The 20,020-nt window shown below is 71.5% G+C and carries 19 protein-coding genes; 14 read left to right on the plus strand and 5 right to left on the minus strand.

What is annotated here, in order from left to right; all coding sequences use genetic code 11:
* Window positions 1–111: 111 nt before the first annotated feature.
* The 7 genes from NGF19_RS10530 (at window position 112) to NGF19_RS10560 (ending at window position 6,206) form a co-directional block, all read left to right on the plus strand.
* Window positions 112–1,332 carry an MFS transporter gene (locus tag NGF19_RS10530; RefSeq protein ID WP_252424347.1) on the plus strand — a complete coding sequence of 407 codons (1,221 nt, stop codon included), beginning with the start codon at window positions 112–114 and terminating at the stop codon, window positions 1,330–1,332.
* The gene (locus NGF19_RS10535; protein WP_252424348.1) at window positions 1,283–2,455 is read left to right on the plus strand and encodes an acetoin utilization protein AcuC; all 1,173 of its coding nucleotides are present in this window, start codon (window positions 1,283–1,285) and stop codon (window positions 2,453–2,455) included. Before NGF19_RS10530 ends, NGF19_RS10535 begins: the two co-directional genes overlap by 50 nt.
* Before the next feature lie 87 nt (window positions 2,456–2,542).
* Window positions 2,543–3,247, plus strand: a complete 705-nt coding sequence (locus tag NGF19_RS10540; RefSeq protein WP_372505651.1) for a phosphatase — start codon at window positions 2,543–2,545, stop codon at window positions 3,245–3,247.
* A gap of 129 nt (window positions 3,248–3,376) precedes the next feature.
* The gene (locus NGF19_RS10545) at window positions 3,377–3,589 is read left to right on the plus strand and encodes a helix-turn-helix domain-containing protein (protein ID WP_004984898.1); all 213 of its coding nucleotides are present in this window, start codon (window positions 3,377–3,379) and stop codon (window positions 3,587–3,589) included.
* A 144-nt stretch (window positions 3,590–3,733) separates the two neighbouring features.
* Window positions 3,734–3,832 carry a 30S ribosomal protein bS22 gene (locus NGF19_RS10550; RefSeq protein WP_003948845.1) on the plus strand — a complete coding sequence of 33 codons (99 nt, stop codon included), beginning with the start codon at window positions 3,734–3,736 and terminating at the stop codon, window positions 3,830–3,832.
* A gap of 251 nt (window positions 3,833–4,083) precedes the next feature.
* Window positions 4,084–5,145: an NAD-dependent epimerase/dehydratase family protein gene (locus NGF19_RS10555; protein WP_252424352.1), complete on the plus strand. Its 1,062-nt coding sequence runs from the start codon at window positions 4,084–4,086 to the stop codon at window positions 5,143–5,145.
* Between the two features lie 14 nt (window positions 5,146–5,159).
* Entirely contained in the window at window positions 5,160–6,206 is a 1,047-nt protein-coding gene (locus tag NGF19_RS10560; protein ID WP_252424354.1) for a lysophospholipid acyltransferase family protein, read from the plus strand.
* 123 nt (window positions 6,207–6,329) lie between these two features.
* Here the strand turns inward: NGF19_RS10560 and NGF19_RS10565 are convergent, their stop codons facing one another.
* The 3 genes from NGF19_RS10565 to NGF19_RS10575 form a co-directional block, all read right to left on the minus strand.
* Window positions 6,330–7,568, minus strand: coding sequence for a DUF5667 domain-containing protein (locus NGF19_RS10565; protein WP_252424356.1), 1,239 nt, complete (start codon window positions 7,566–7,568; stop codon window positions 6,330–6,332).
* A 367-nt stretch (window positions 7,569–7,935) separates the two neighbouring features.
* Window positions 7,936–8,715: an ECF subfamily RNA polymerase sigma factor, BldN family gene (locus NGF19_RS10570; RefSeq protein ID WP_252424358.1), complete on the minus strand. Its 780-nt coding sequence runs from the start codon at window positions 8,713–8,715 to the stop codon at window positions 7,936–7,938.
* Between the two features lie 401 nt (window positions 8,716–9,116).
* A complete protein-coding gene (locus NGF19_RS10575) occupies window positions 9,117–10,058 on the minus strand; it encodes an HAD family hydrolase (RefSeq protein WP_252424359.1) in 942 nt (313 codons plus the stop codon).
* A 182-nt stretch (window positions 10,059–10,240) separates the two neighbouring features.
* On the opposite strand from NGF19_RS10575, the gene NGF19_RS10580 reads away from it, so the two are divergent.
* From NGF19_RS10580 to hemB, 6 genes are all read left to right on the plus strand, one after another.
* Entirely contained in the window at window positions 10,241–10,543 is a 303-nt protein-coding gene (locus NGF19_RS10580) for a glutaredoxin family protein (protein WP_252424360.1), read from the plus strand.
* Window positions 10,544–10,934: 391 nt separating this feature from the next.
* Complete coding sequence (locus NGF19_RS10585) at window positions 10,935–11,696, plus strand: redox-sensing transcriptional repressor Rex (RefSeq protein WP_252424361.1); 762 nt, start codon at window positions 10,935–10,937, stop codon at window positions 11,694–11,696.
* A complete protein-coding gene (locus NGF19_RS10590) occupies window positions 11,693–13,420 on the plus strand; it encodes a glutamyl-tRNA reductase (RefSeq protein ID WP_252424362.1) in 1,728 nt (575 codons plus the stop codon). Before NGF19_RS10585 ends, NGF19_RS10590 begins: the two co-directional genes overlap by 4 nt.
* Window positions 13,417–14,412, plus strand: coding sequence for a hydroxymethylbilane synthase (hemC, locus tag NGF19_RS10595; protein ID WP_252424363.1), 996 nt, complete (start codon window positions 13,417–13,419; stop codon window positions 14,410–14,412). The genes NGF19_RS10590 and hemC overlap by 4 nt, the downstream gene beginning before the upstream one ends.
* Complete coding sequence (locus tag NGF19_RS10600) at window positions 14,409–16,100, plus strand: bifunctional uroporphyrinogen-III C-methyltransferase/uroporphyrinogen-III synthase (protein WP_252424364.1); 1,692 nt, start codon at window positions 14,409–14,411, stop codon at window positions 16,098–16,100. Before hemC ends, NGF19_RS10600 begins: the two co-directional genes overlap by 4 nt.
* A gap of 147 nt (window positions 16,101–16,247) precedes the next feature.
* Window positions 16,248–17,240: a porphobilinogen synthase gene (hemB, locus tag NGF19_RS10605; protein ID WP_252424365.1), complete on the plus strand. Its 993-nt coding sequence runs from the start codon at window positions 16,248–16,250 to the stop codon at window positions 17,238–17,240.
* Here hemB and NGF19_RS10610 read toward each other — a convergent pair.
* Window positions 17,204–17,413 carry a hypothetical protein gene (locus tag NGF19_RS10610; RefSeq protein WP_252424366.1) on the minus strand — a complete coding sequence of 70 codons (210 nt, stop codon included), beginning with the start codon at window positions 17,411–17,413 and terminating at the stop codon, window positions 17,204–17,206. The two genes, hemB and NGF19_RS10610, sit on opposite strands and share 37 nt — an antisense overlap.
* Window positions 17,414–17,557: 144 nt before the next feature.
* Window positions 17,558–18,319 (minus strand): DUF4232 domain-containing protein, encoded by a 762-nt coding sequence (locus NGF19_RS10615; RefSeq protein ID WP_252424368.1) that lies wholly within the window; start codon window positions 18,317–18,319, stop codon window positions 17,558–17,560.
* A gap of 212 nt (window positions 18,320–18,531) precedes the next feature.
* On the opposite strand from NGF19_RS10615, the gene NGF19_RS10620 reads away from it, so the two are divergent.
* A complete protein-coding gene (locus NGF19_RS10620) occupies window positions 18,532–19,944 on the plus strand; it encodes a helix-turn-helix domain-containing protein (RefSeq protein WP_252424370.1) in 1,413 nt (470 codons plus the stop codon).
* Window positions 19,945–20,020: the final 76 nt, after the last annotated feature.

Below are 20,020 nucleotides of genomic sequence, written 5' to 3' on the forward strand. Positions count from 1 at the left end.
CCAGTTCCGGGCCAGTTTCTGGACGCGACTGTCGCCGTCGCCAGGTAAAGCTGAACAGAAATCATCTTCGCGGGTCTACCCGCTGGTAGCCCGTGGCCCTACGCTCCCGCCATGACAGATGTGCTGCGGCGCGGCAGAGCCCTCCTGGCGTTCAGCTTCTTCGCCCAGGGAGCCACCTTCGCTCTGCTGGTGACCCGTATCCCGGCCATCCAGCGCCAGTACGGGCTTTCCGACACCCTGCTGCCCGTCGTCCTCGCCGCTGTGCCGATCCTCGCGGGCGTCGGCAGCGTCGGCGCCGAGCAGCTCGTCAGGCGCATACGGCCCAGCCGACTGCTGCGCTGGTCGCAGCCCGTCGTACTGCTCGCCCTGCTCGGCGTCGGGGCCGGTGGCCGTATGGCCGAACTCGCGCTCGCGTTGGGCGTGTTCGGGCTGGCCGTAGGGGCGCTGGACGCCTCCATGAACATGCTCGGGGTGAGCCTCCAGCGGTCCTACGGGCGCAGCATCATGCTCGGCTTCCACGCCGCGTACAGTCTCGGCGGGATCGTCGGCGCCTCGCTCGCGTGGGCGGGGGCGCACTGGCACCTCGCGCTGTGGGTCTCGTATCTACCGGTCGTCGCCGTCCTGCTGCCGGCCACCTTCGTCGGCAGCCGCTGGTACGTCGACGGGGGCATGCCCACGGCGGACACCCAGGACGCCCAGGCGGCGACGGCCCGCCCGGTGGCGTTCCGGCTCCTGCTGCCGCTGTGTCTGGTGATGACCTTCGCGTACATCGGGGACTCGACCGTCTCCAACTGGAGCGCCAAGTACCTTCAGGACACCCTCGGGAGTTCGGAGCAGCTCGCGACCGTTCCGTACAACATCTATATGGTCACTACGCTGCTCGGGCGGTCCCTCGGGGACCTCGGGGTGCGGCGGTTCGGGGCCGCGGCCGTCGTACGGCTCGGGACGCTGGTGGCGGCGGCCGGGTTCGCCGTGGTGGCGGGCGCGCCCGCGGCCTGGGCCGGGATGCTCGGGTTCACTCTGCTGGGTCTTGGGCTGTGTGTGCTCGTCCCGCAGACCTTCGCGGCGGCGGGGCGACTGTTCCCCGAGGCGTCGGACGCGGCCGTCGCGCGCCTCAACATCTTCAACTACGTCGGGTTTCTGGTCGGTTCACCCCTGGTGGGAGCGCTCGGGGACGCCTGGAGCTACCGGGGGGCCATGCTCGTACCGATGGCACTGGTCCTGGTGACTCTGGTCCACGTCCGCTCGTTCGCGCCGGGCGCGGAACGCTACCGTGACGACCATGAGCGGTCGCGCGCAACTGATGTGGGACGAGGCGGTAACGGGATATGACTTCGGTCCGGACCATCCCATGGACCCGGTGCGGCTCGCGCTGACCAGGAGGCTCGTCGACGCCCTTGGCCTGGACCGGCATATCGAGGTGGTCGCGGCCAAGCCCGCTGGCGACTCCACGCTGCGGCTCGTGCACCGCGAGGACTACGTCCAGGCCGTGAAGGACGCCTCCTCCGACCCGGCGTCCGCCGATGTGGCGTACGGGCTCGGGACGGTGGACGACCCCGCCTTTGCCGGGATGCACGAGGTCTCGGCGCTGATCGCCGGGCAGTCGGTGGCGGCGGCCGAGGCCGTGTGGCGCGGAGACGCCCTGCACGCCGTGAACTTCGCCGGAGGGCTGCACCACGCGATGCCGGGCGCGGCCTCCGGGTTCTGTGTCTACAACGACGCCGCGCTCGCCATCGCCCGGTTGCTGGAACTGGGCGCGCAGCGCGTGGCGTACGTGGATGTGGACGTCCACCACGGGGACGGCGTGCAGGCCGCGTTCTGGGAGGACCCGCGGGTCCTCACCGTCTCGCTGCACGAACATCCGCGGACGCTCTTCCCACAGACCGGGTGGCCGCAGGAGACGGGCGCCCCGAACGCGGAGGGCAGTGCCGTGAACCTGGCGCTGCCGGCCGGGACCGCGGACACCGGGTGGGTGCGGGCCTTCCACGCCGTCGTGCCGGAGCTGCTCGCCGACTTCCGGCCACAGGTGCTGGTCACCCAGCACGGCGCCGACACCCATATCGAGGACCCGCTCGCGCATCTCGCCGTCTCGCTGGACGCGCAGCGGGCCGTGCAGAGCGCCTGCCACGACCTCGCGCACGCGTACTCCGACGGCCGCTGGGTCGCGTTGGGCGGCGGTGGGTACGCGGTCGTGGACGTCGTACCGCGCTCCTGGACGCATCTGGTGGCCATCGCGGCCGGGCGGCCGGTCGCCCCGGAGACCGTGATCCCCGAGAGCTGGCGGCAGGAAGTGTACGCGCGGACACGGCAGTTGGCGCCCGCGCGGATGACGGACGGCCGCTGGCCGGTGCCTTACGCGGACTGGCAGGCGGGGTACGACCCGGCGGACCGGCTGGACCAGGCGGTGATCGCCACCCGCAAGGCGGCGTTCCCGCTGCGCGGGCTGCTGGCCTGAGTCCTGTCGCGAATCCCCTGTGGCGAACGCCCCGTCACCCATCACCCGTCACCCGTCACCCATCACCCGTCACCCGTCACCCGTCACCTGCTCACCACTTGCCGTCCCGGCCGCCGTGCAGGATCGCACGATTACGCCAACTGTGGGGCGTTCACCGCGTTTTGCCCACCCCTCCTCGGCAACTGGGCCAGCATCGCTGACGTGTTGAGCCCCGGAGCGCTGCGTGCGCATCTGCCGACCGCCAAGCCGGCCGGGGCTGTGGCCACTTCACGCGAGGACAGGTCCCCGGTTCTGCTGGGCACCGGCCATCCGCACCGTTTGCTCGGCTTCTACGCCGCACTCGCGGACGCTTTGTCGACGGCGGGATGTGCTGTCCTCACCCCAGCGCATGGTCGCTGTATCGACATAACGACCCGGTTCGGTCTACGTACCTACGCTCTCGATTACGTACGAGGAGTCGCATTCGTGCGCAAAACGGGGCGTGAAGCCGCCGGTTGTGAGCCCGGCGCACATACGCACTCGCCGCTCCCGGTTCGTAGTGTGCCGGCCGCCGCGGCGGAGGCCGGAGGGCCGCTTCCGTGGCTGGTCATCGGGGACCACGGACGGGTCTGCGGGGCAGGTCAGCTCGGGTTCGAGGGGGTCGGGCCGGCCGATACGGATGATCCCGCGCCCTTCGTCGGGGAGACGGAGGGGCGGGTGTCCGTCGCCGTTCCGCTTGATGACGCTGTGCGGTCTGCTTACTACGGACCGCTTACTCGCTATGTACTCAATCGAGCGTGTCTGTCACAGTAGGCCGCGGATGCCATCCCCTCTTCCCCACTTGCATCACCCGCCCCTAGTCTGGGGAGTGAGCACGCAACGACGAAGAGTCACCGGAAGGGGAAGCCGGTGGCCGTCGAGTGCGGAAGGTTCAGGTGTGTCATGGCTGCTGCTGGCGAGAGGCCTCTGAACGAGGTTCAGTTCCTGACCGTGGCGGAAGTCGCCTCGGTGATGCGCGTGTCGAAGATGACCGTGTACCGGTTGGTGCACAGCGGTCATCTGCCGGCGATCCGGGTGGGGAGGTCCTTCCGGGTGCCGGAGCAAGCGGTTCACGAGTACCTCCGCGAGAGCTATGTGGGGGTGGAGACGGCCTGACGGCGGGCCCGGCGGGGCCGTTCCCGGCCCCCCCGGATCACCTCGATTACGACCTCAGCGCTCGGGCGGGTAGGCTAGCCCCTCGTAGGTCGTGTGGGCCCATGGCGCCCAGCACCGAGTGATGAGAAGTGAGCGAGGGTAGTCGTGGGCTCTGTTATCAAGAAGCGGCGCAAGCGGATGGCCAAGAAGAAGCACCGCAAGCTGCTCAAGCGCACGCGCGTTCAGCGTCGCAACAAGAAGTAAGGCACTGCCCCGTGAGGGGCATCCTTGCTCGTTGCGCGCAGCGCACAACCATGGCCCCCCACCACCGGTGGGGGGCCATGGGCGTTGTCGGCGGCCCGCGCCGATGAGGCAAATGGCTTGCTCTGTACGTCCGTCATCGGGCTGTCGTCCCCGCGCGACATCGACCCGCTAAGTTGGCCGCACACGAGGGACGCGGCACGGCCGCGCCCGTGCGGAAGCGGTGTGACGGGACGGGAAGAGAGGCGCTGATCTTGGGGCAGGTCGTGCTCGTGACCGGGGTGGCCCGTCGGCTCGGGGGCCGGTTCGTACGACGGATCCAGCGTGACCCCGAGGTCGACCGGGTCGTCGGCGTGGACGTGGTCGAGCCCGAGCACGACCTGGGCGGCGCCGAGTTCGTCCGGGCCGACATCCGCCAGCCCGCCATCGCCCGGGTGCTCGCCGAGCACTCCGTCGACACGGTCGTCCACATGGACGTGACCGGCACCCCGCTGGGCAGCGGCAGCCGGGCCACGGTCAAGGAGACCAACGTCATCGGCACCATGCAGTTGCTGGGCGCCTGCCAGAAGTCCCCGACCGTCGCACGGCTCGTCGTGAAGTCCAGTACGAACGTGTACGGATCCGCGCCCCGCGACCCGGCGGTGTTCACCGAGACGACACCGCCCAAGTCCCTGCCCAGCGGCGGCTTCGCCAAGGACACCGTCGAGGTCGAGGGCTATGTACGGGGGTTCGCGCGGCGGCGGCCCGATGTCGCCGTCTGTGTGCTGCGCTTCGCCAACATCCTTGGTCCGGACGCCGATTCACCGCTCGCCTCGTACTTCTCGCTGCCGGTCCTGCCCACCGTCTTCGGCTATGACCCGCGGTTGCAGTTCGTGCACGAGGACGACGTCATCGACGTGCTGCGGATCGCCTCGCACGAGCCGCGGCGTGGCACGCTCAACAGCGGCACGTTCAACATCGCGGGCGATGGGGTGCTGCTGCTGTCGCAGTGCGCGCGGCGGCTCGGGCGGCCCACCGTGCCGCTGCTGCTGCCCGCGGTGACCTGGGTGGGCTCGGCGGTGCGCAGCGTGGGCATGACGGACTTCTCGCCCGAGCAGATCCGGCTGCTCACACATGGCCGGGTCGTGTCGACGGACCAGATGCGCGAGACTCTCGGTTTCGAGCCGACCTACACGACCGCGGAGACCTTCGCGGACTTCGCGCGCAGCCGCGGCCCCGGACTGCTGCCCCCGGAGGCCCTCGCGGCAGCCGTCGACCGGATCGCCGGGCTGCCCGCCCTGGGCGGTGGCCACCCCCCGACGCAGAGCGCCAACTGAGGAGCGCATCAACGATGGCGGACGCCAAGGTCATTCCGTTCGACGACGACCGGTCCCGCGGGGCTGCCGCGCAGCGGTCGCAGCGGCGCCGGAGCGCGGGGAGCCGGCGCTCGGGCGAGCCTGCGGCGGTTAGGGAGGTCCAGCCGCTGCGCGGCAGGGCGGCCCCGCAGGATGATGGGGGTGTGACAGGCGAGAAGAAGCCGCCGGTGCGCCCGCGGGAGTCGGGCGTGGAGCGGCGCGTCGCCGAGGGCCTGGCGTTCCTGCGCCGACGGCTCACGGGCGACTACGAGGTCGACGACTTCGGCTACGACGAGGAGTTGACCGACCACGTCCTGATGTCACTGCTGCGGCCGTTGTACGAGAAGTACTTCCGGGTCGAGGTGAAGGGCGTCGAGAACATCCCGGCCAAGGGCGGGGCGTTGATCGTCGCCAACCACTCCGGGACGCTGCCGCTGGACGGCCTGATGCTCCAGGTCGCGGTGCACGACCACCACCCGGCCGAGCGCCATCTCCGGCTGCTCGCCGCGGACCTGGTCTTCGTGCTGCCGGTGGTCAACGAACTGGCCCGCAAGGCCGGTCACACCCTGGCGTGCGCGGAGGACGCCCAGCGGCTGCTGGAGCGTGGCGAACTGGTCGGGGTGATGCCGGAGGGCTTCAAGGGCATCGGCAAGCCGTTCAGCGAGCGCTACAAGCTCCAGCGGTTCGGGCGCGGTGGCTTCGTCTCCACGGCCCTGCGCGCCGGGACGCCGATCGTGCCGTGCTCGATCGTCGGGGCCGAGGAGATCTACCCGATGATCGGCAACGCGAAGACCGTGGCCCGGGTGCTGGGCTTCCCGTACTTTCCGATCACGCCGACGTTCCCGTGGCTGGGCCCGTTGGGGGCGGTGCCGCTGCCGACGAAGTGGACGATCCAGTTCGGCGAGCCGATCCACACGGAGAGCTATCCGCCGGAGGCCGCCGAGGATCCGATGCTGATGTTCAACCTGACGGACCAGGTCCGCGAGCAGATCCAGCACACGCTGTACAAGCTGCTGGTGCAGCGCAGGTCGGTCTTCTTCTGAGCGGTCTCCTGAGCGGCTTCCACCGGCTTCCGGTGGCTTCCGGGTCGGTTTCGCGAGTCGTACGAGGACGGGGCGCCCCCTTTCGCCCGGGGGTGCCCCGTCCTCGTACGTGCCCTGCTCGCCCTACCTGTTGTCCTCGCTGTTGATGCCCAGGCCCGGCAGCAGGCCGGGGAGCAGCGGGGGCAGGGTCACCTGCGGGTCGGGCGCGGTGCTCTTGCTCGGTGACGGCGTGCTGCCGGTGGTGTCCTTCGGCGGGTCCAGCAGGCCGCCCGTGCCACCGCCGAGCAGGCCGCCGCCGTCGCCGCTGGTGGACGAGGACGGCTGGGGTTCGCCGCTGCCGTGGCCGCCGGTGGGGCTGCCGCCGGTGGCGCTGGGCGTCGGGCTGTCCGCGCCGGTCGCGCCGACGGGGGCGGTGGGCTTGCTGTCGCCGCCCTGATGCCGCCCGGGGCTGCGCTGCGACGAGGGCCGCGGCAGCAGCGACTGCAGCGGGGCGACCTCTTGGTCTATGGCGTCGAACACCGACGAGACCTGCTGACTGACGTCACCGAGCTGGACGGGCAGCCGGTCGCGCAGGGCGCCCCAGGCCTCGCGGTGGGACTCGGAGAACGTGGAGAGGGCCTGGATAGGGCCGAGGGAGCCGTCTCGCTTGTAGGCGTCGTGCAGCAGGCGGTGGCCTTCGGAGGCGTCGCGTTGCATGCCGGACAGCGTGCGGCGGATCTCGCCGATGGACTCGTGGTCGAGTTGGCCGCCGCGATCGCGCTCCATCAGCCTGCGGGCTTCGCTCAGCCGCGTCGACGCCTGGTCCAGATAGATCCGGCCGCGCGCGTTGTCGCCGTCGGCCATGCCGAGCTTGACGTCCTCGATGCCGCGTTTGAGGCCGTAGAGCGTGTCACCGGGCAGGGCGTCGGAGCTGGCCGCGGCCACGCCGCCGAAGGAGGCGGCGGCCACCCCCACGCTGAGCCCGCCCGCGGCCAGGCCTTTGGTGAGCCGGGTACGGGGCCGCAACTTCCCGAGCGGGCTCGCCCGATGGGCGCCCCGGCCGCGGTGGGGCCGCTGCTGGGGCACCGACGGGCCCGCCGCCTCGCCGCCGACGGCCGTGCCCTCCTGGAGCATGGCCTCCATCGCGGCCACCAGCCGCGCGCGCTGGGCGACCTTGACCTCGGGGCTGAGCGCCGGTTTGGGCAGTTCGCCGAGCCGGGTCGCGAGGCCCAACAGGGGGGTCTGGTCGGTCCGTTCCGCGGCGGCCGGGGCCGGATCCGGCCCCGCGGACCACTCGGCCGCCGTACCCCGGTCGTCGGACTGGTCCTCCAGGGCCTGGGCGAAGGCGTTCGCCCGCCGGTGCGCCGATACGTTCGCGATCACTGGCGGCACCTCCTCTCGTCATGACGGTCGGACTCCCCAGGGGATCCTGAGGGTTGCACGCCCCGATCGCTGCCACACGATCGAGTGATCGAGGGTAGCGGGGGAGTGACCACAGGGAGCCTGCATTCCGCACAACGAGCGGCTCGGCACTTCGGTTACGGACTGCGGAGTGCTGGGGTGAGGAATCAACTAGTAGGTATACGCGCTGAGTTGACGGGCCCTCAGTGGTGCGGACGCGGACCGGGGCGGTCCGGCGCAGGTGTGTGGGGCAGGGGATGCGGGACGGCTCGATGCGGGTGCGCGCGGCGGCGTGGCGTGGGCGCGCGGTGCGGCGGTGTCGGGCGCCGGGGGTGCGGGCGCGCGGGGTTCAGCGGGCGTCTTCGGGCAGGAGCCGGGCGAGGGTGCGGACGGCGCGGTACTGGAGCGTCTTGATCGCGCCCTCGTTCTTGCCCATCACCCGCGCGGTCTCGGCGACGGACAGACCCTGGAGGAAGCGGAGCGTCACGCACTCCTGCTGCTGGGGGTTGAGCCGTCGTACGGCCTCGAGCAGCGCGGCGTTGGAGAGGGACTCGAGGACGGAGTCCTCGGGCGAGCGCTCGACCTCGTTGGCGTCGAGCATCTCCCCGGTGGTCACTTCGAGCCGGAAGCGGCTGGACTTGAAGTGGTCCGCGACGAGGTTGCGGGCGATGGTGACGAGCCAGGCGCCGAAGTCGCGGCCCTGCCAGGTGAAGGTGCCGATGCGGCGCAGGGCGCGCAGGAAGGTCTCGCTGGTGAGGTCCTCCGCGGTCGCCTTGCCGCCCACCCGGTAGTAGATGTAGCGGTACACGGTGTCGCTGTACTGGTCGTACAGGCGCCCGAAGGCGTCCGCCTCGCCGGCCTGGGCGCGCTCGACCAGCTCCATCATGCGGGCGCTGTCGCTGTCGGCGGCCGGGCGGCGGGCCGTGGTGGCGGTGGAACCGGCGGAGCGGCTCCGTCTGCCGCCGACCGTGGTGCTGCCGTCGGCCAGGGCGTAGCACGGGCCGACGGGTGCGGCGGTGGCGAAGGCGGGTACGGCGTACGCGGTGGGGACGAAGCCGCGCAACAGGTCGCGGACCGTTGCGCGCAGCGTAGCCAGGCCCGAGGTGTCAACCCCGACGTGTGGGTACACGGGACTCCCAGAGGCAGAGCTTCCATCACGTGCAGTGCGGGACCGTTCACCCGTCGTGGCGACGGAGGGGTACCGGAATGCGTCTGAGGAGAATAACGCTTAGTACAGGGGGCGCTACGCCCAGTTGCTCAAATCATCGATTACGTCGCTTCCGTAACCGATTGACGCCCATTCAAATGCCGCAACCTGATCGGTTGTTGACCGAAAGAGTTCGTCTTCCGTCTGAGTGCAGGGTGTGTTGTGGTCGGGGCGCGGTTGACGGGGGTTCGGAAGAGGCGCGGCCTCGGGGTCCGCGGTTGTGTGCGGAGGGTGAAGACCCGTCAGGGGATTCAGCCCGAACGGCCCAGTGGCCGCCTGCGGCCGGGGGCGGTCGGGTCGGTCGGGTCGGTCGCGTCGCGGTGTCAGCGGCGGCGGCGGTGCAGGGCGATCGCCGCCGCCGTGCCGCCCGCGACCGCGCCCACACCGGCCGCCGCGGGCAGGCCGACCTTGGCCGCCTTGCGGGCCGTGCGGTAGTCGCGCAGCCGCCAGTCGTGGGCGCGGGCGTGCTTGCGGAGCTTGGCGTCCGGGTTGATCGCGTAGGGGTGGCCCACCAGCGACAGCATCGGGATGTCGTTGTGGGAGTCGCTGTACGCCGCGCAGCGGGCGAGGTCCAGGCCCTCCGCCGCCGCCAGCGCGCGGACGGCCTCCGCCTTGGCCGGGCCGTGCAGGGGTTCGCCGACCAGCCTGCCGGTGTAGACGCCCCCGACGGACTCCGCCACCGTGCCCAGCGCCCCGGTCAGGCCCAGGCGGCGGGCGATCACCGTGGCGATCTCGACGGGTGCGGCCGTGACCAGCCAGACACGCTGGCCCGCGTCCAGGTGCGCCTGGGCCAGCGCGCGCGTACCCGGCCAGATCCGCTCGGCCATGTACTCGTCGTAGATCTCCTCGCCGATCGACATCAGCTCGGCGACACGGTGGCCCTTCACGATCGACAGCGCGGAGTCGCGCGCTTCCTGCATGTGCTCGGGGTCCTCCACCCCGGCCAGCCGGAACCACGCCTGCTGCCACGCGAACTTCGCCAGCTCGCGGGTCTCGAAGAACTGCCTCTTGTACAGGCCGCGGCCGAAGTGGAACAGCGCGGCGCCCTGCATCACGGTGTTGTCGAGGTCGAAGAACGCGGCGGCCTTCTCGTCGCCGAGAACCGGGAACGGGGCCTCCTCGGCGGAGGCGTCCTGGGGGGTGGTGTCCGGGGAGGTGGTGTCCTGTGAGGACTTGCGCGCTGCCTCCGCAGAGGCCTCGCCTGCCAACACGCTCCGCGCCGTGGCGGAGCGCCTACGGGGAGTGAGCCATCCGAGAGCGGCCATGCCGTGAGCATAGCCAGTCCGTTCCGCGCATCCGGTGCCGAGAGGTTCGCGGGCTGTGAACTCCGGGTGTCCGTGTCGTTCCGCGCTCGGGACGGGGTCGTACCGTCTCGTCGCCCGGTAGGGCCGGACGGGTGCGGGTTGCGGCCGGTTGGCCCCGCGTCTTTCCGTCCGGTCGAGCGAGAATGGCCGACATGAGTCCCCTCTTCCGGCGGGAGCCCGCCCAGAAGGCCCGGAACGCCCAGGCTGCCCGGGACCATCTCGTCACGCTCATCCGCAAGCCCGGCTGCCATCTGTGTGATGACGCACAGATCGTCATCGAGAAGGTCTGCGGCGAGTTGGGCGTTCCCTGGGAGCAGAAGGACATCACCCAGGACGAGGAGCTGAACCGTGAGTACTGGGAGCAGATCCCGGTCGTCCTGATCGACGGCGCGCAGCACACGTTCTGGCGCGTGAACGAGGACCGCCTGCGCAAGGCCCTCGCCTAGCTGCCCGGAGTCGCTCCGGAGTTGCCCGGAGCCGCTCCGGTGGTCACCCGGAGACCTTTCCGGCAGTCGCTCCAGCGGTCGTTCCGATGCCGCCGCGGAACTGACCGAGCAGTCCAAGTGGCCCGAAAGTCGCTTAGGATCGATGGCGATCGGTCTCGGGGGCGTGGATTGTTGAGGAGAGTGTGCGGTTTTGCCCCCAGAACGACAGGGACGCAGGTGCGCGTGCGCCGGTTCCGAAACAGGGCGCCGAAGGCGCGTGACCCCGGTCACGTTGGCCGGGCAAATCGGACACCATCTTTGTGCACGCGTTCACAAAGACATAGCCTGCTTTCGACGGGGCGGTCTGGGGACGTATGACCGCCTACAGCCCCGCTCTACCCGCAGGAGCACCGTGGCAACTGGCCGAACTCACCGACCGGCGACCCGCAGCCGAGGAATCCCCGAGGCCACCGTCGCCAGGCTTCCGCTGTACCTCCGAGCGCTGACCGCACTGTCGGAGCGCTCGGTTCCCACGGTCTCCTCCGAGGAGCTGGCCGCGGCGGCGGGGGTCAACTCAGCGAAGCTGCGCAAGGACTTCTCCTACCTCGGTTCCTACGGGACCCGTGGCGTGGGCTACGACGTCGAGTATCTCGTGTACCAGATCTCCCGCGAACTGGGCCTGACCCAGGACTGGCCGGTTGTGATCGTCGGTATCGGTAACCTCGGCGCGGCGCTGGCCAATTACGGCGGGTTCGCCTCCCGTGGCTTCCGGATCGCGGCGCTCATCGACGCGGACCCGGCGATGGCCGGGAAGCCGGTCGCGGGCATCCCGGTCCAGCACACGGACGACCTCGAGAAGATCATCAAGGGCAACGGCGTGTCGATCGGGGTCATCGCGACCCCGGCGGGCGCCGCCCAGCAGGTCTGCGACCGGCTCGTGGGTGCCGGGGTGACCTCCATCCTGAACTTCGCGCCGACCGTGCTGTCCGTCCCGGACGGCGTCGACGTGCGCAAGGTCGACCTCTCCATCGAGCTGCAGATCCTCGCCTTCCACGAGCAGCGCAAGGCGGGCGAGGAAGCGCTGCCCGACGGGCTGCCGGCCTCCGCCGCCGCTGCCCGGGAGTCCACCGACAAGGGACCCGACGGGGACGTTCCCGCCGTGATGCCGGCATGAGTCTTCTCGTTGTCGGGCTGAGCCACCGCAGCGCTCCGATCAGCGTCCTGGAGCGGGCCGCGCTGGCCACGGACGCCCAGGCCAAGCTGGTCCAGGACACGGTCGCCGCCGAGCCGGCCACCGAGGCCGCGCTGCTCGCCACCTGCAACCGCATCGAGCTGTACGCCGACGTGGACAAGTTCCACGCCGGTGTCGCCGAGCTGTCGACCCTCCTCGCCCAGCACAGCGGCGTCGGCCTCGACGAGCTGACCCCGTACCTCTATGTGCACTACGAGGACCGGGCCGTCCACCACCTGTTCTCCCTGGCCTGCGGGCTCGACTCCATGGTCGTGGGCGAGGGCCAGATCCTCGGCCAGATCAAGAACTCCCTGGCCGCCGCGCAGGAACGACACACCGCGGGACGACTGCTGAACGACCTGTTCCAGCAGGCCCTGCGGGTCGGCAAGCGCGCCCACTCCGAGACGGGCATCGACCGCGCCGGGCAGTCGCTGGTGACCTTCGGCCTGGAGCAGCTCTCCGCCGGTACGCCGGTCGAGACCTGGGCCCGGGGCAAGCGGGCCCTCGTGATCGGCGCCGGTTCCATGTCCTCGCTGGCCGCGGCGACCCTCGCGCGCGCCGGCATCACCGAGGTCGTGATCGCCAACCGCACCTTCGAGCGGGCCGAGCGGCTCGCGCAGATCCTGACGGAGGCCGACGACACGGACGTGCTGGCGCGCGCCGTGCCGATGGAGACGGTCGCCGACGAGCTGGCACGGGCCGATGTCGCGGTGTCCTGTACGGGCGCGACCGGCGTGGTCCTCACGGCCGACGCGGTCGCCGCCGCGCTGGAGGGACGCGTGGCGGGTCCGGTGACCCCGCTCGTCCCCGCACCGGGCGGTGCCCCCGAGACCGTCCCCGCGAGCCCGGCCGGCCAGGACGAGTGTCCGATCGACCTGTCCGCGGTGCAGCGCACCGCCGGCTTCTCGGTGCTCGGCGAGGCCGCCGTCGCCGGGATGGCGGCCACCGAGCTGGAGCAGCACGCCGCCTGGGTGGACAAGGGTGTCGAGCCGCGCGGCCACCGCGCCGCCGCCGGGTCCACCGTGCTCGACCCCGAGGCCGACACCGACGCGATCAACGCGCTGGTCGCGACCGTCGCCGCCACCGGCCGGGTCCCCGAGCGCCGCAGCCCCGAACCCGTCGAGATCCCCCGCCCCGCGCCCGCGCTCGCGCTGCTCGACCTCGCCATGCCGCGGGACATCGACGCGGCCGTGCACCGGCTGCCCGGCGCGCGCCTCGTCGACATCGAGTCGCTGGCCGACGCCTCCGCCGACGCGCCGATGGCCGCCGACGTGGACCTCGTACGGCGCATCGTCTCCGACGAGGTCGCCGCGTTCGGCGCCGCCCTGCGCGCCGCGCACATCACGCCCACCGTCGTCGCGCTGCGCACGATGGCCGCCGACGTGGTGGCGAGCGAGATCGCGCGCCTGGAGGGACGGCTGCCCGACCTCGACACCAAGCACCACGCCGAGATCACGCAGACCGTACGACGCGTCGTGGACAAGCTGCTGCACGCGCCGACCGTGCGGATCAAGCAGCTCGCGGCCGAGCCCGGCGGCGCCGGGTACGCGGACGCGCTGCGCACCCTGTTCGACCTCGACCCCGAGACGGTCGCCTCCGTCTCCCGGGCCGAGGACACCGAGAACGACACGAACACCGAGAACGCCAAGAACCGAGGGCGAGCATGAGTGAGCAGGCACTGAGGCTGGGGACCAGGCGCAGCAAGCTGGCCATGGCCCAGTCCGGTCAGGTCGCGGACGCCGTGACCCGGGTGACCGGACGGCCCGTCGAGCTCGTGGAGATCACGACGTACGGCGACATCTCCCGCGAGCACCTCGCGCAGATCGGCGGCACCGGTGTGTTCGTGGCGGCCCTGCGCGAGGCGCTGCTGCGCGGCGAGGTCGACTTCGCCGTGCACTCCCTCAAGGATCTGCCGACCGCGCAGCCGGAGGGCCTCGTGCTGGCCGCCGTGCCCGTGCGCGAGGACCCGCGTGACGTGATCGTCGCGCGTGAGGGTCTGAAGTTCGCCGACCTGCCCCGCGGGGCCCGCATAGGCACCGGCTCGCCGCGCCGCATGGCGCAGTTGAACGCGTACGCCCGTACGCACGACCTCAGCATCGAGACGGTCCCGATCCGGGGCAACGTCGACACCCGCATCGGATACGTCCGCAGCGGCGAGCTGGACGCGGTGGTCCTCGCCGCGGCCGGGCTGAACCGTCTCGGGCGTCTCGACGAGGTGACCGACTTCCTGTCGGTCGACACCGTTCTGCCCGCCCCCGGCCAGGGGGCACTGGCGATCGAGTGTGCTGCGCGGAACGCGGAGCTGATCGCCGCGCTCGCCGAGCTCGACGACCCCTTCACCCGGGTCGCCGTGACCGCCGAGCGGTCCCTGCTCGCCGCCCTGGAGGCCGGTTGCAGCGCTCCCGTGGGCGCGCTGGCCGACCTTCACCCTCTCTCGGCTTCGCTCGAGCGAGGGGACTCCCGGGGCGCCGGGCAGACTGTCAAGGAAATGCGCCTGCGCGGCGTCGTCGGCCGGGCCGACGGTTCCGCGCTGGTGCAGATGTCCACCACCGGTCCCGTGCTCGAGTCGCACGACCAGGCGATGGCGCTCGGCAGCGAACTCGCCGCCGAGATGCTTGCCAAGGGCGCGGCCGGTCTGATGGGGGAGCGAGCACATTGAGCCCCACCACCCTTCCCGCCGGCCTCGACCACGGGCACGTCACCTTCCTCGGTGCCGGACCCGGGGATCCGGGACTTCTCACACTGCGCGCCGTGGAGGCGCTGGCGAACGCGGACGTTCTCGTCGGCGAGCACGATGTGCTCGACGTGGTGCGTACGCATGCCAAGGTCGGCGTCGCCGTCCTTGACACGGACACGGCTCCCTCGACGGGCACGGGCGCACCTCAACTCGCGGTTGTCGGCGGTGAGTCGACTCCCGCTGCCCCTGCGCCGAGGGATGCCGCACATCTTGTCATGGAGGCTGCGCGGGGTGGCAGGCGGGTCGTCCGTGCGGTGACCGGGGACCCCGGCCTCGACGCGTACGCGGCCGAGGAGATGCTGGCGTGCGCCGCGGCGGGTATCCCGTTCGAGGTCGTCCCGGGCATCGCCACCGCCGTGGGTGTGCCCGCGTACGCGGGTGTGCCGCTGCGGGGCGAGGGGGGTACGGACGTCCGGTTCCTGGACGCCCGGACCGCTTCGGACCGCTGCTGGACCGAGGTCGGTGCCTCCGACTGCACGGTCGTGGTCTCCACGACGCTGGACTCGGTGGCCGCCGCCGCCGGGGAACTGGTGGCCGCGGGCCGTAAGCCGGACACCCCGCTGACGGTGACGATCGCCGGTACGACGACGCGGCAGCGCACGTGGTCCGCGACGCTCGGCTCGATCGCGCAGACCCTGAAGCAGGCGAAGGTCCTGCCGTCCCCCGACGGCGGCCGACCGGTGATAGCCGTGGTCGGTGAGCGTTCCGCCGCCGCGCAGCGCGACCAGCTCTCGTGGTTCGAGAGCAAGCCGCTGTTCGGCTGGAAGGTCCTCGTCCCGCGGACGAAGGAGCAGGCGGCCTCGCTCTCCGAGCAGTTGCGCTCGTACGGGGCCGTGCCGCACGAGGTGCCGACGATCGCCGTCGAGCCGCCGCGTACGCCCCAGCAGATGGAGCGGGCGGTCAAGGGCCTGGTGACGGGCCGCTACGAGTGGATCGCGTTCACCTCGGTCAACGCGGTGAAGGCGGTCCGGGAGAAGTTCGAGGAGTACGGCCTCGACGCGCGCGCCTTCGCGGGCATCAAGGTGGCCGCGGTCGGCGAGCAGACGGCGAACGCGCTGATCGCCTTCGGCGTGAAGCCGGACCTGATCCCCTCCGGGGAGCAGTCCGCCGCGGGCCTGCTGGAGGACTGGCCGCCGTACGACCCGGTGTTCGACCCGATCGACCGTGTCTTCCTGCCGCGCGCCGACATCGCCACGGAGACCCTGGTGGCCGGTCTGATCGAGCTGGGCTGGGAGGTCGACGACGTCACGGCCTACCGGACCGTGCGCGCCTCGCCGCCGCCGGCCGAGACCCGTGAGGCGATCAAGGGCGGTGGCTTCGACGCGGTCCTGTTCACGTCGTCGTCGACGGTCCGGAACCTCGTGGGTATCGCGGGCAAGCCGCACAGCGTGACGGTGATCGCCTGTATCGGCCCGGCGACCGCGAAGACGGCCGAGGAACACGGCCTGCGCGTGGACGTCATGGCGCCCGAGCCGTCGGTCCACAAGCTGACGGAGGCGCTCGCGGACTTCGGCCTCAAGCGGCGCACGGCCGCCCTGGAGGCCGGTGACCCGGTGACCCGGCCGAGCGAGCGGAGGCCGGGGGCGCGCAGGCGCCGTTCGAGCACCTGAGGCTCATGAAGAGGAAGGGCGTCCCCGGTCTGCGGGGGCGCCCTTCCTGCTGTGGTCCCGCACCAGGTCACGAGGGAGAAACCGGTGGTTTCCGGTCCGACGTCGCGTCGGCAAAAGGACCCTACGGGCGGGCGTAGCGTAGGTGGCATGACGAAGTACGGATCCTTCCCCGGTACCCGTCCCCGGCGGCTGCGCACGACGCCCGCCATGCGCCGTATGGTCGCCGAGACCCGGCTCCACCCGGCCGACTTCATCCTCCCCGCCTTCGTGCGGGAGGGCGTCAGCGAGCCGGTGCCGATCGAGGCCATGCCGGGGGTCGTGCAGCACACCCGCGACAGCCTGAAGAAGGCCGCGCTGGAGGCCGTGGAGGCCGGAGTCTCCGGGATCATGCTGTTCGGCGTGCCCGAGGAGTCGAAGAAGGACGGCGCCGGTACGGCGGGCACCGACCCGGACGGGATCCTCCAGGTCGCCCTGCGCGACGTACGGGCCGAGGTCGGCGACGACCTGCTCGTCATGTCCGACCTGTGCCTGGACGAGTTCACCGACCACGGCCACTGCGGCGTCCTCGACGCCGACGGCCGGGTCGACAACGACGCCACGCTGGAGCGGTACGCCGAGATGGCGCAGGTGCAGGCCGACGCGGGCGCGCACATCGTGGGCCCGAGCGGGATGATGGACGGCCAGATCGGCGTCATCCGCGACGCGCTGGACCAGATCGGGCGGGAGGACGTCTCGATCCTCGCCTACACCGCCAAGTACTCCTCGGCCTTCTACGGTCCCTTCCGGGAGGCCGTCGGCTCCGCGCTGCGGGGCGACCGCAAGACCTATCAGCAGGACCCCGCCAACGTGCGCGAGTCGCTGCGGGAGCTGGCGCTCGACCTGGAGGAGGGCGCCGACATGGTGATGGTGAAGCCCGCCGGGCCTTACCTCGACATCCTCGCGCGGGTCGCCGAAGCGTCGGACGTGCCCGTCGTCGCGTACCAGATCTCCGGTGAGTACTCGATGGTCGAGGCCGCCGCCGAGAGGGGCTGGATCGACCGGGACCAGGCGATCCTGGAGACCCTGACCGGCATCAAGCGGGCCGGTGCCGACAACATCCTCACCTACTGGGCCGTCGAGGCCGCGCAGAAGCTGCGCTGAGACACACCGTCGCCGCAGGGCCCGCCCGTCGTCCCCAGAGACCTGGAGACGACGGGCGGGCCCTCGTCGCGTACGCCCCGACCGTCCTGGCAGCCCGCCGTGAGGCCGGCGGTCGCGGCGATCACGAGCACCGTGGCGGCGAGCAGTTGGGTACGGGCGCTGCGTACGGGCATGGGTGGTCCCTCCTTGTGGACCGGAGAGGGGCCCTGCGCGGGCCCCTCGGTGGTGATGAACGGCGGGGCGGTCGCGGGATCGGCGGGGGTCGGCCGGATCGGTCACGCGGCCGGTCACGCGGCCCTCGGTCACTCCGCCTCCGGTCAGAAGTCCACGGCCGGGGCCATGGTGCTCTGCCAGTAGGAGACCGTCAGCTTGTCGTCGACGTAGACGCCCTTGGCGGGCAGTGACACCGTGGCGATCGAGCCGTCGTCGAACGGGATGGTCAGCGTGGAGACGGTGTGGCCGTTCTCGCCGTCGCCGCTGGACAGGATGACCCCCGCGTATCCCGACTCGCCCGGCGCCAGCGTCGTCACCGCCTGCGGCTGGGTGTCCTCGGCGACCGGCGGCACCGACTGGGCCTCGCCGAAGCGCGCCGCCGGGTAGGCGGGCAGCATGCACGTGGTCGAACCGGTGTTGGTGGCCGTCAGCAGCAGGTGGTTGATGGGGCGGGGCGGCTCGGCAGCGGTGATGCGCAGGTGCGCGGCGCCGCACTTCGCGAGCTTCCCGGAGGCCGTACCGCTCTGCGAGCCGCCGCCGGAACCGTTGCCCGTGCCCTTCGAACCGCCGGAGCGGGAAGCGGAGTCGGTGCCGTTGGTGCCGGTCGAGCCCTGGGCGCCGGTGGAGTCGCTGGAACCGTTGCCGTCGTGAGAGGACGGGGCGTCGGAGGGCTGCCGGCTCTGCGCGGTGGAGGTGGCGGTGACCGACGGGGACGAGCCCGCCCCGTTCGTGTCCTCGTCGCTTCCGTTGCACGCGGTCAGGGACAAGGCGGCGGCGATCGAGAGCGCGGTGACCGCGAACAGACGGGTGCGGGTGGTGCGGGTGGTGCAGGCGGTGCGGGCGGTGCGGAGGGTGCGTGCGGACATGGGAGTGCCTTTCGTACGGAGTGCTGGGGACCGGCTGCTCGACCGGGTGCCGGGAGCGCCGTGCTTGCTTGGACACCACCTTGTGGGAGGATCCGTCCCGGGGGCCAGCAGTACGGGAACATGCGGGACGCTGGAACGCTGAGAACGGCTCTGACCTGGGGAAACGGCAACCGCCTGGGACGCTGTCCAGGGATCTCGGGAGAGGGAGAACGGTGGCGGGGGACGACTTCGCGGAGCTGCTGCGCGAGTTGAAGGAACGGTCGGGGCTCAGTTACGGGGCGCTGGGCAATCGCCTGCACATGAGCGCGTCCACCGTGCATCGGTACGTCAGCGGCGAGGTCGTACCGACGGACTACGCTCCCGTCGAACGCCTGGCCCGCGTCTGCCGGGCGACACCGGACGAGCTGCTCGAACTGCACCGCCGCTGGATCCGCGCGGACGCGCTGAGGGGGTTGAAGAGCCCGGAGAACACTTCGGACGCGGCCCCGAGCGTGGACCCGGATCCGGACCTGAACGCTGCTCAGGACTCGGGCCTGGACTCGGGCTCGGATTTGGCCCTGAACGTCGGCCTGGACGCAGGCCCGTTGCGTGCCCCGAACTCCGGTCCAGACTCTCGCCCGTTGCGTGCCCCCGAGTCAGATTCGTCCTCGGACCCGGCCTCGGACCCGGACCTCGTACGCGACCCCGCCCTCGATCTCAGCCCCGCCGCGCCCCCCGAACGCACCCCCCGCAAGCGTCCCACCGCTCTGCTCGCCGGTGTCGGGATCGTCGTGGTCGCCGCGGCGACGGCCCTTGTGGTGAACCTGGTTCCCGGGCACGCCGATCGGCCCGAGGCCTCTCGGGACGTCGCCGCGAGCGTCGGTGTCACGTCGTCCGCGCCGCGGGCCGCCCGGTCGTCGGCCAGTCCCACGGCGAGCGCGTCACCGTCGACCTCGCCGACCCGGCAGCGGACCACCGCTCCGAGCGCCGACGCCCCCTCCGACGCTCCGTCCCGCCGCCCGCGCACCGCGAACACCGCCGCGCCGGGCGCGGTGCCGGTCACGGTCGCCACCACCCCGTACTACTGGGACGTGCCCTGCGACCAGAGCTTCCTGGTCGACCGGAGCCCGCAGAACGTGCCGCCGCCGCCCGCGCAGCAGGACGTGGTCGGCTGGAGCACGGCGCTCGGCGCGGTCGCCGCCGACCACCAACTGGTGGCGCTCACCGTGCAGGGCACCGGCGCGGACACCGTCGTACTCCAGGCGCTGCACGTACGCGTGGTGAGCAGCGACGCGCCCCTGACCTGGAACAGCTACGCGATGGGCAACGGCTGCGGCGGCGAGGTCGACACCAAGTCCTTCGACGTGTCGCTCGACCTCGGCAACCCGCTCGCGCACCCCATCGGCGGGCAGCGCGACTTCCCGTACAAGGTGAGCGAGTCCGACCCCGAGGTCTTCTACGTCAACGCACACACCAGCGGGCACGACGTCCGCTGGTATCTGGAGCTGGACTGGTCGAGCGGCACCCGCCACGGCACCGTACGCGTCGACGACCACGGTCAGCCGTTTCGCACCAGCGGCGCCGGGAAGCCGGACTACGTCTATCCGCTGGGCGGCAGCGCCTGGGAGCCCCCGCTCGGGGGCTGAGTGGCCCTGGTTCGCCGCTGCGGACAGCATCAAGTCGCCCTGGGAGCTAGGTTGTTGACCACCAGTCGTAGCTTCC

This window comes from Streptomyces macrolidinus (genome assembly GCF_023887685.1).
Taxonomy (GTDB): domain Bacteria; phylum Actinomycetota; class Actinomycetes; order Streptomycetales; family Streptomycetaceae; genus Streptomyces; species Streptomyces macrolidinus.

What these genes read in the sequence shown, in the direction of transcription:
- NGF19_RS10575 (WP_252424359.1), bottom strand. Translation starts at nt 10,058, where the DNA reads ATGGCCGCTCTCGGATGGCTCACTCCCCGTAGGCGCTCCGCCACGGCG.
- NGF19_RS10610 (WP_252424366.1), bottom strand. Translation starts at nt 17,413, where the DNA reads ATGCCCGTACGCAGCGCCCGTACCCAACTGCTCGCCGCCACGGTGCTC.
- NGF19_RS10590 (WP_252424362.1), top strand. Translation starts at nt 11,693, where the DNA reads ATGAGTCTTCTCGTTGTCGGGCTGAGCCACCGCAGCGCTCCGATCAGC.
- hemC (WP_252424363.1), top strand. Translation starts at nt 13,417, where the DNA reads ATGAGTGAGCAGGCACTGAGGCTGGGGACCAGGCGCAGCAAGCTGGCC.
- NGF19_RS10560 (WP_252424354.1), top strand. Translation starts at nt 5,160, where the DNA reads ATGGCGGACGCCAAGGTCATTCCGTTCGACGACGACCGGTCCCGCGGG.
- NGF19_RS10530 (WP_252424347.1), top strand. Translation starts at nt 112, where the DNA reads ATGACAGATGTGCTGCGGCGCGGCAGAGCCCTCCTGGCGTTCAGCTTC.
- NGF19_RS10535 (WP_252424348.1), top strand. Translation starts at nt 1,283, where the DNA reads ATGAGCGGTCGCGCGCAACTGATGTGGGACGAGGCGGTAACGGGATAT.
- hemB (WP_252424365.1), top strand. Translation starts at nt 16,248, where the DNA reads ATGACGAAGTACGGATCCTTCCCCGGTACCCGTCCCCGGCGGCTGCGC.
- NGF19_RS10615 (WP_252424368.1), bottom strand. Translation starts at nt 18,319, where the DNA reads ATGTCCGCACGCACCCTCCGCACCGCCCGCACCGCCTGCACCACCCGC.
- NGF19_RS10545 (WP_004984898.1), top strand. Translation starts at nt 3,377, where the DNA reads ATGGCTGCTGCTGGCGAGAGGCCTCTGAACGAGGTTCAGTTCCTGACC.
- NGF19_RS10580 (WP_252424360.1), top strand. Translation starts at nt 10,241, where the DNA reads ATGGCCGACATGAGTCCCCTCTTCCGGCGGGAGCCCGCCCAGAAGGCC.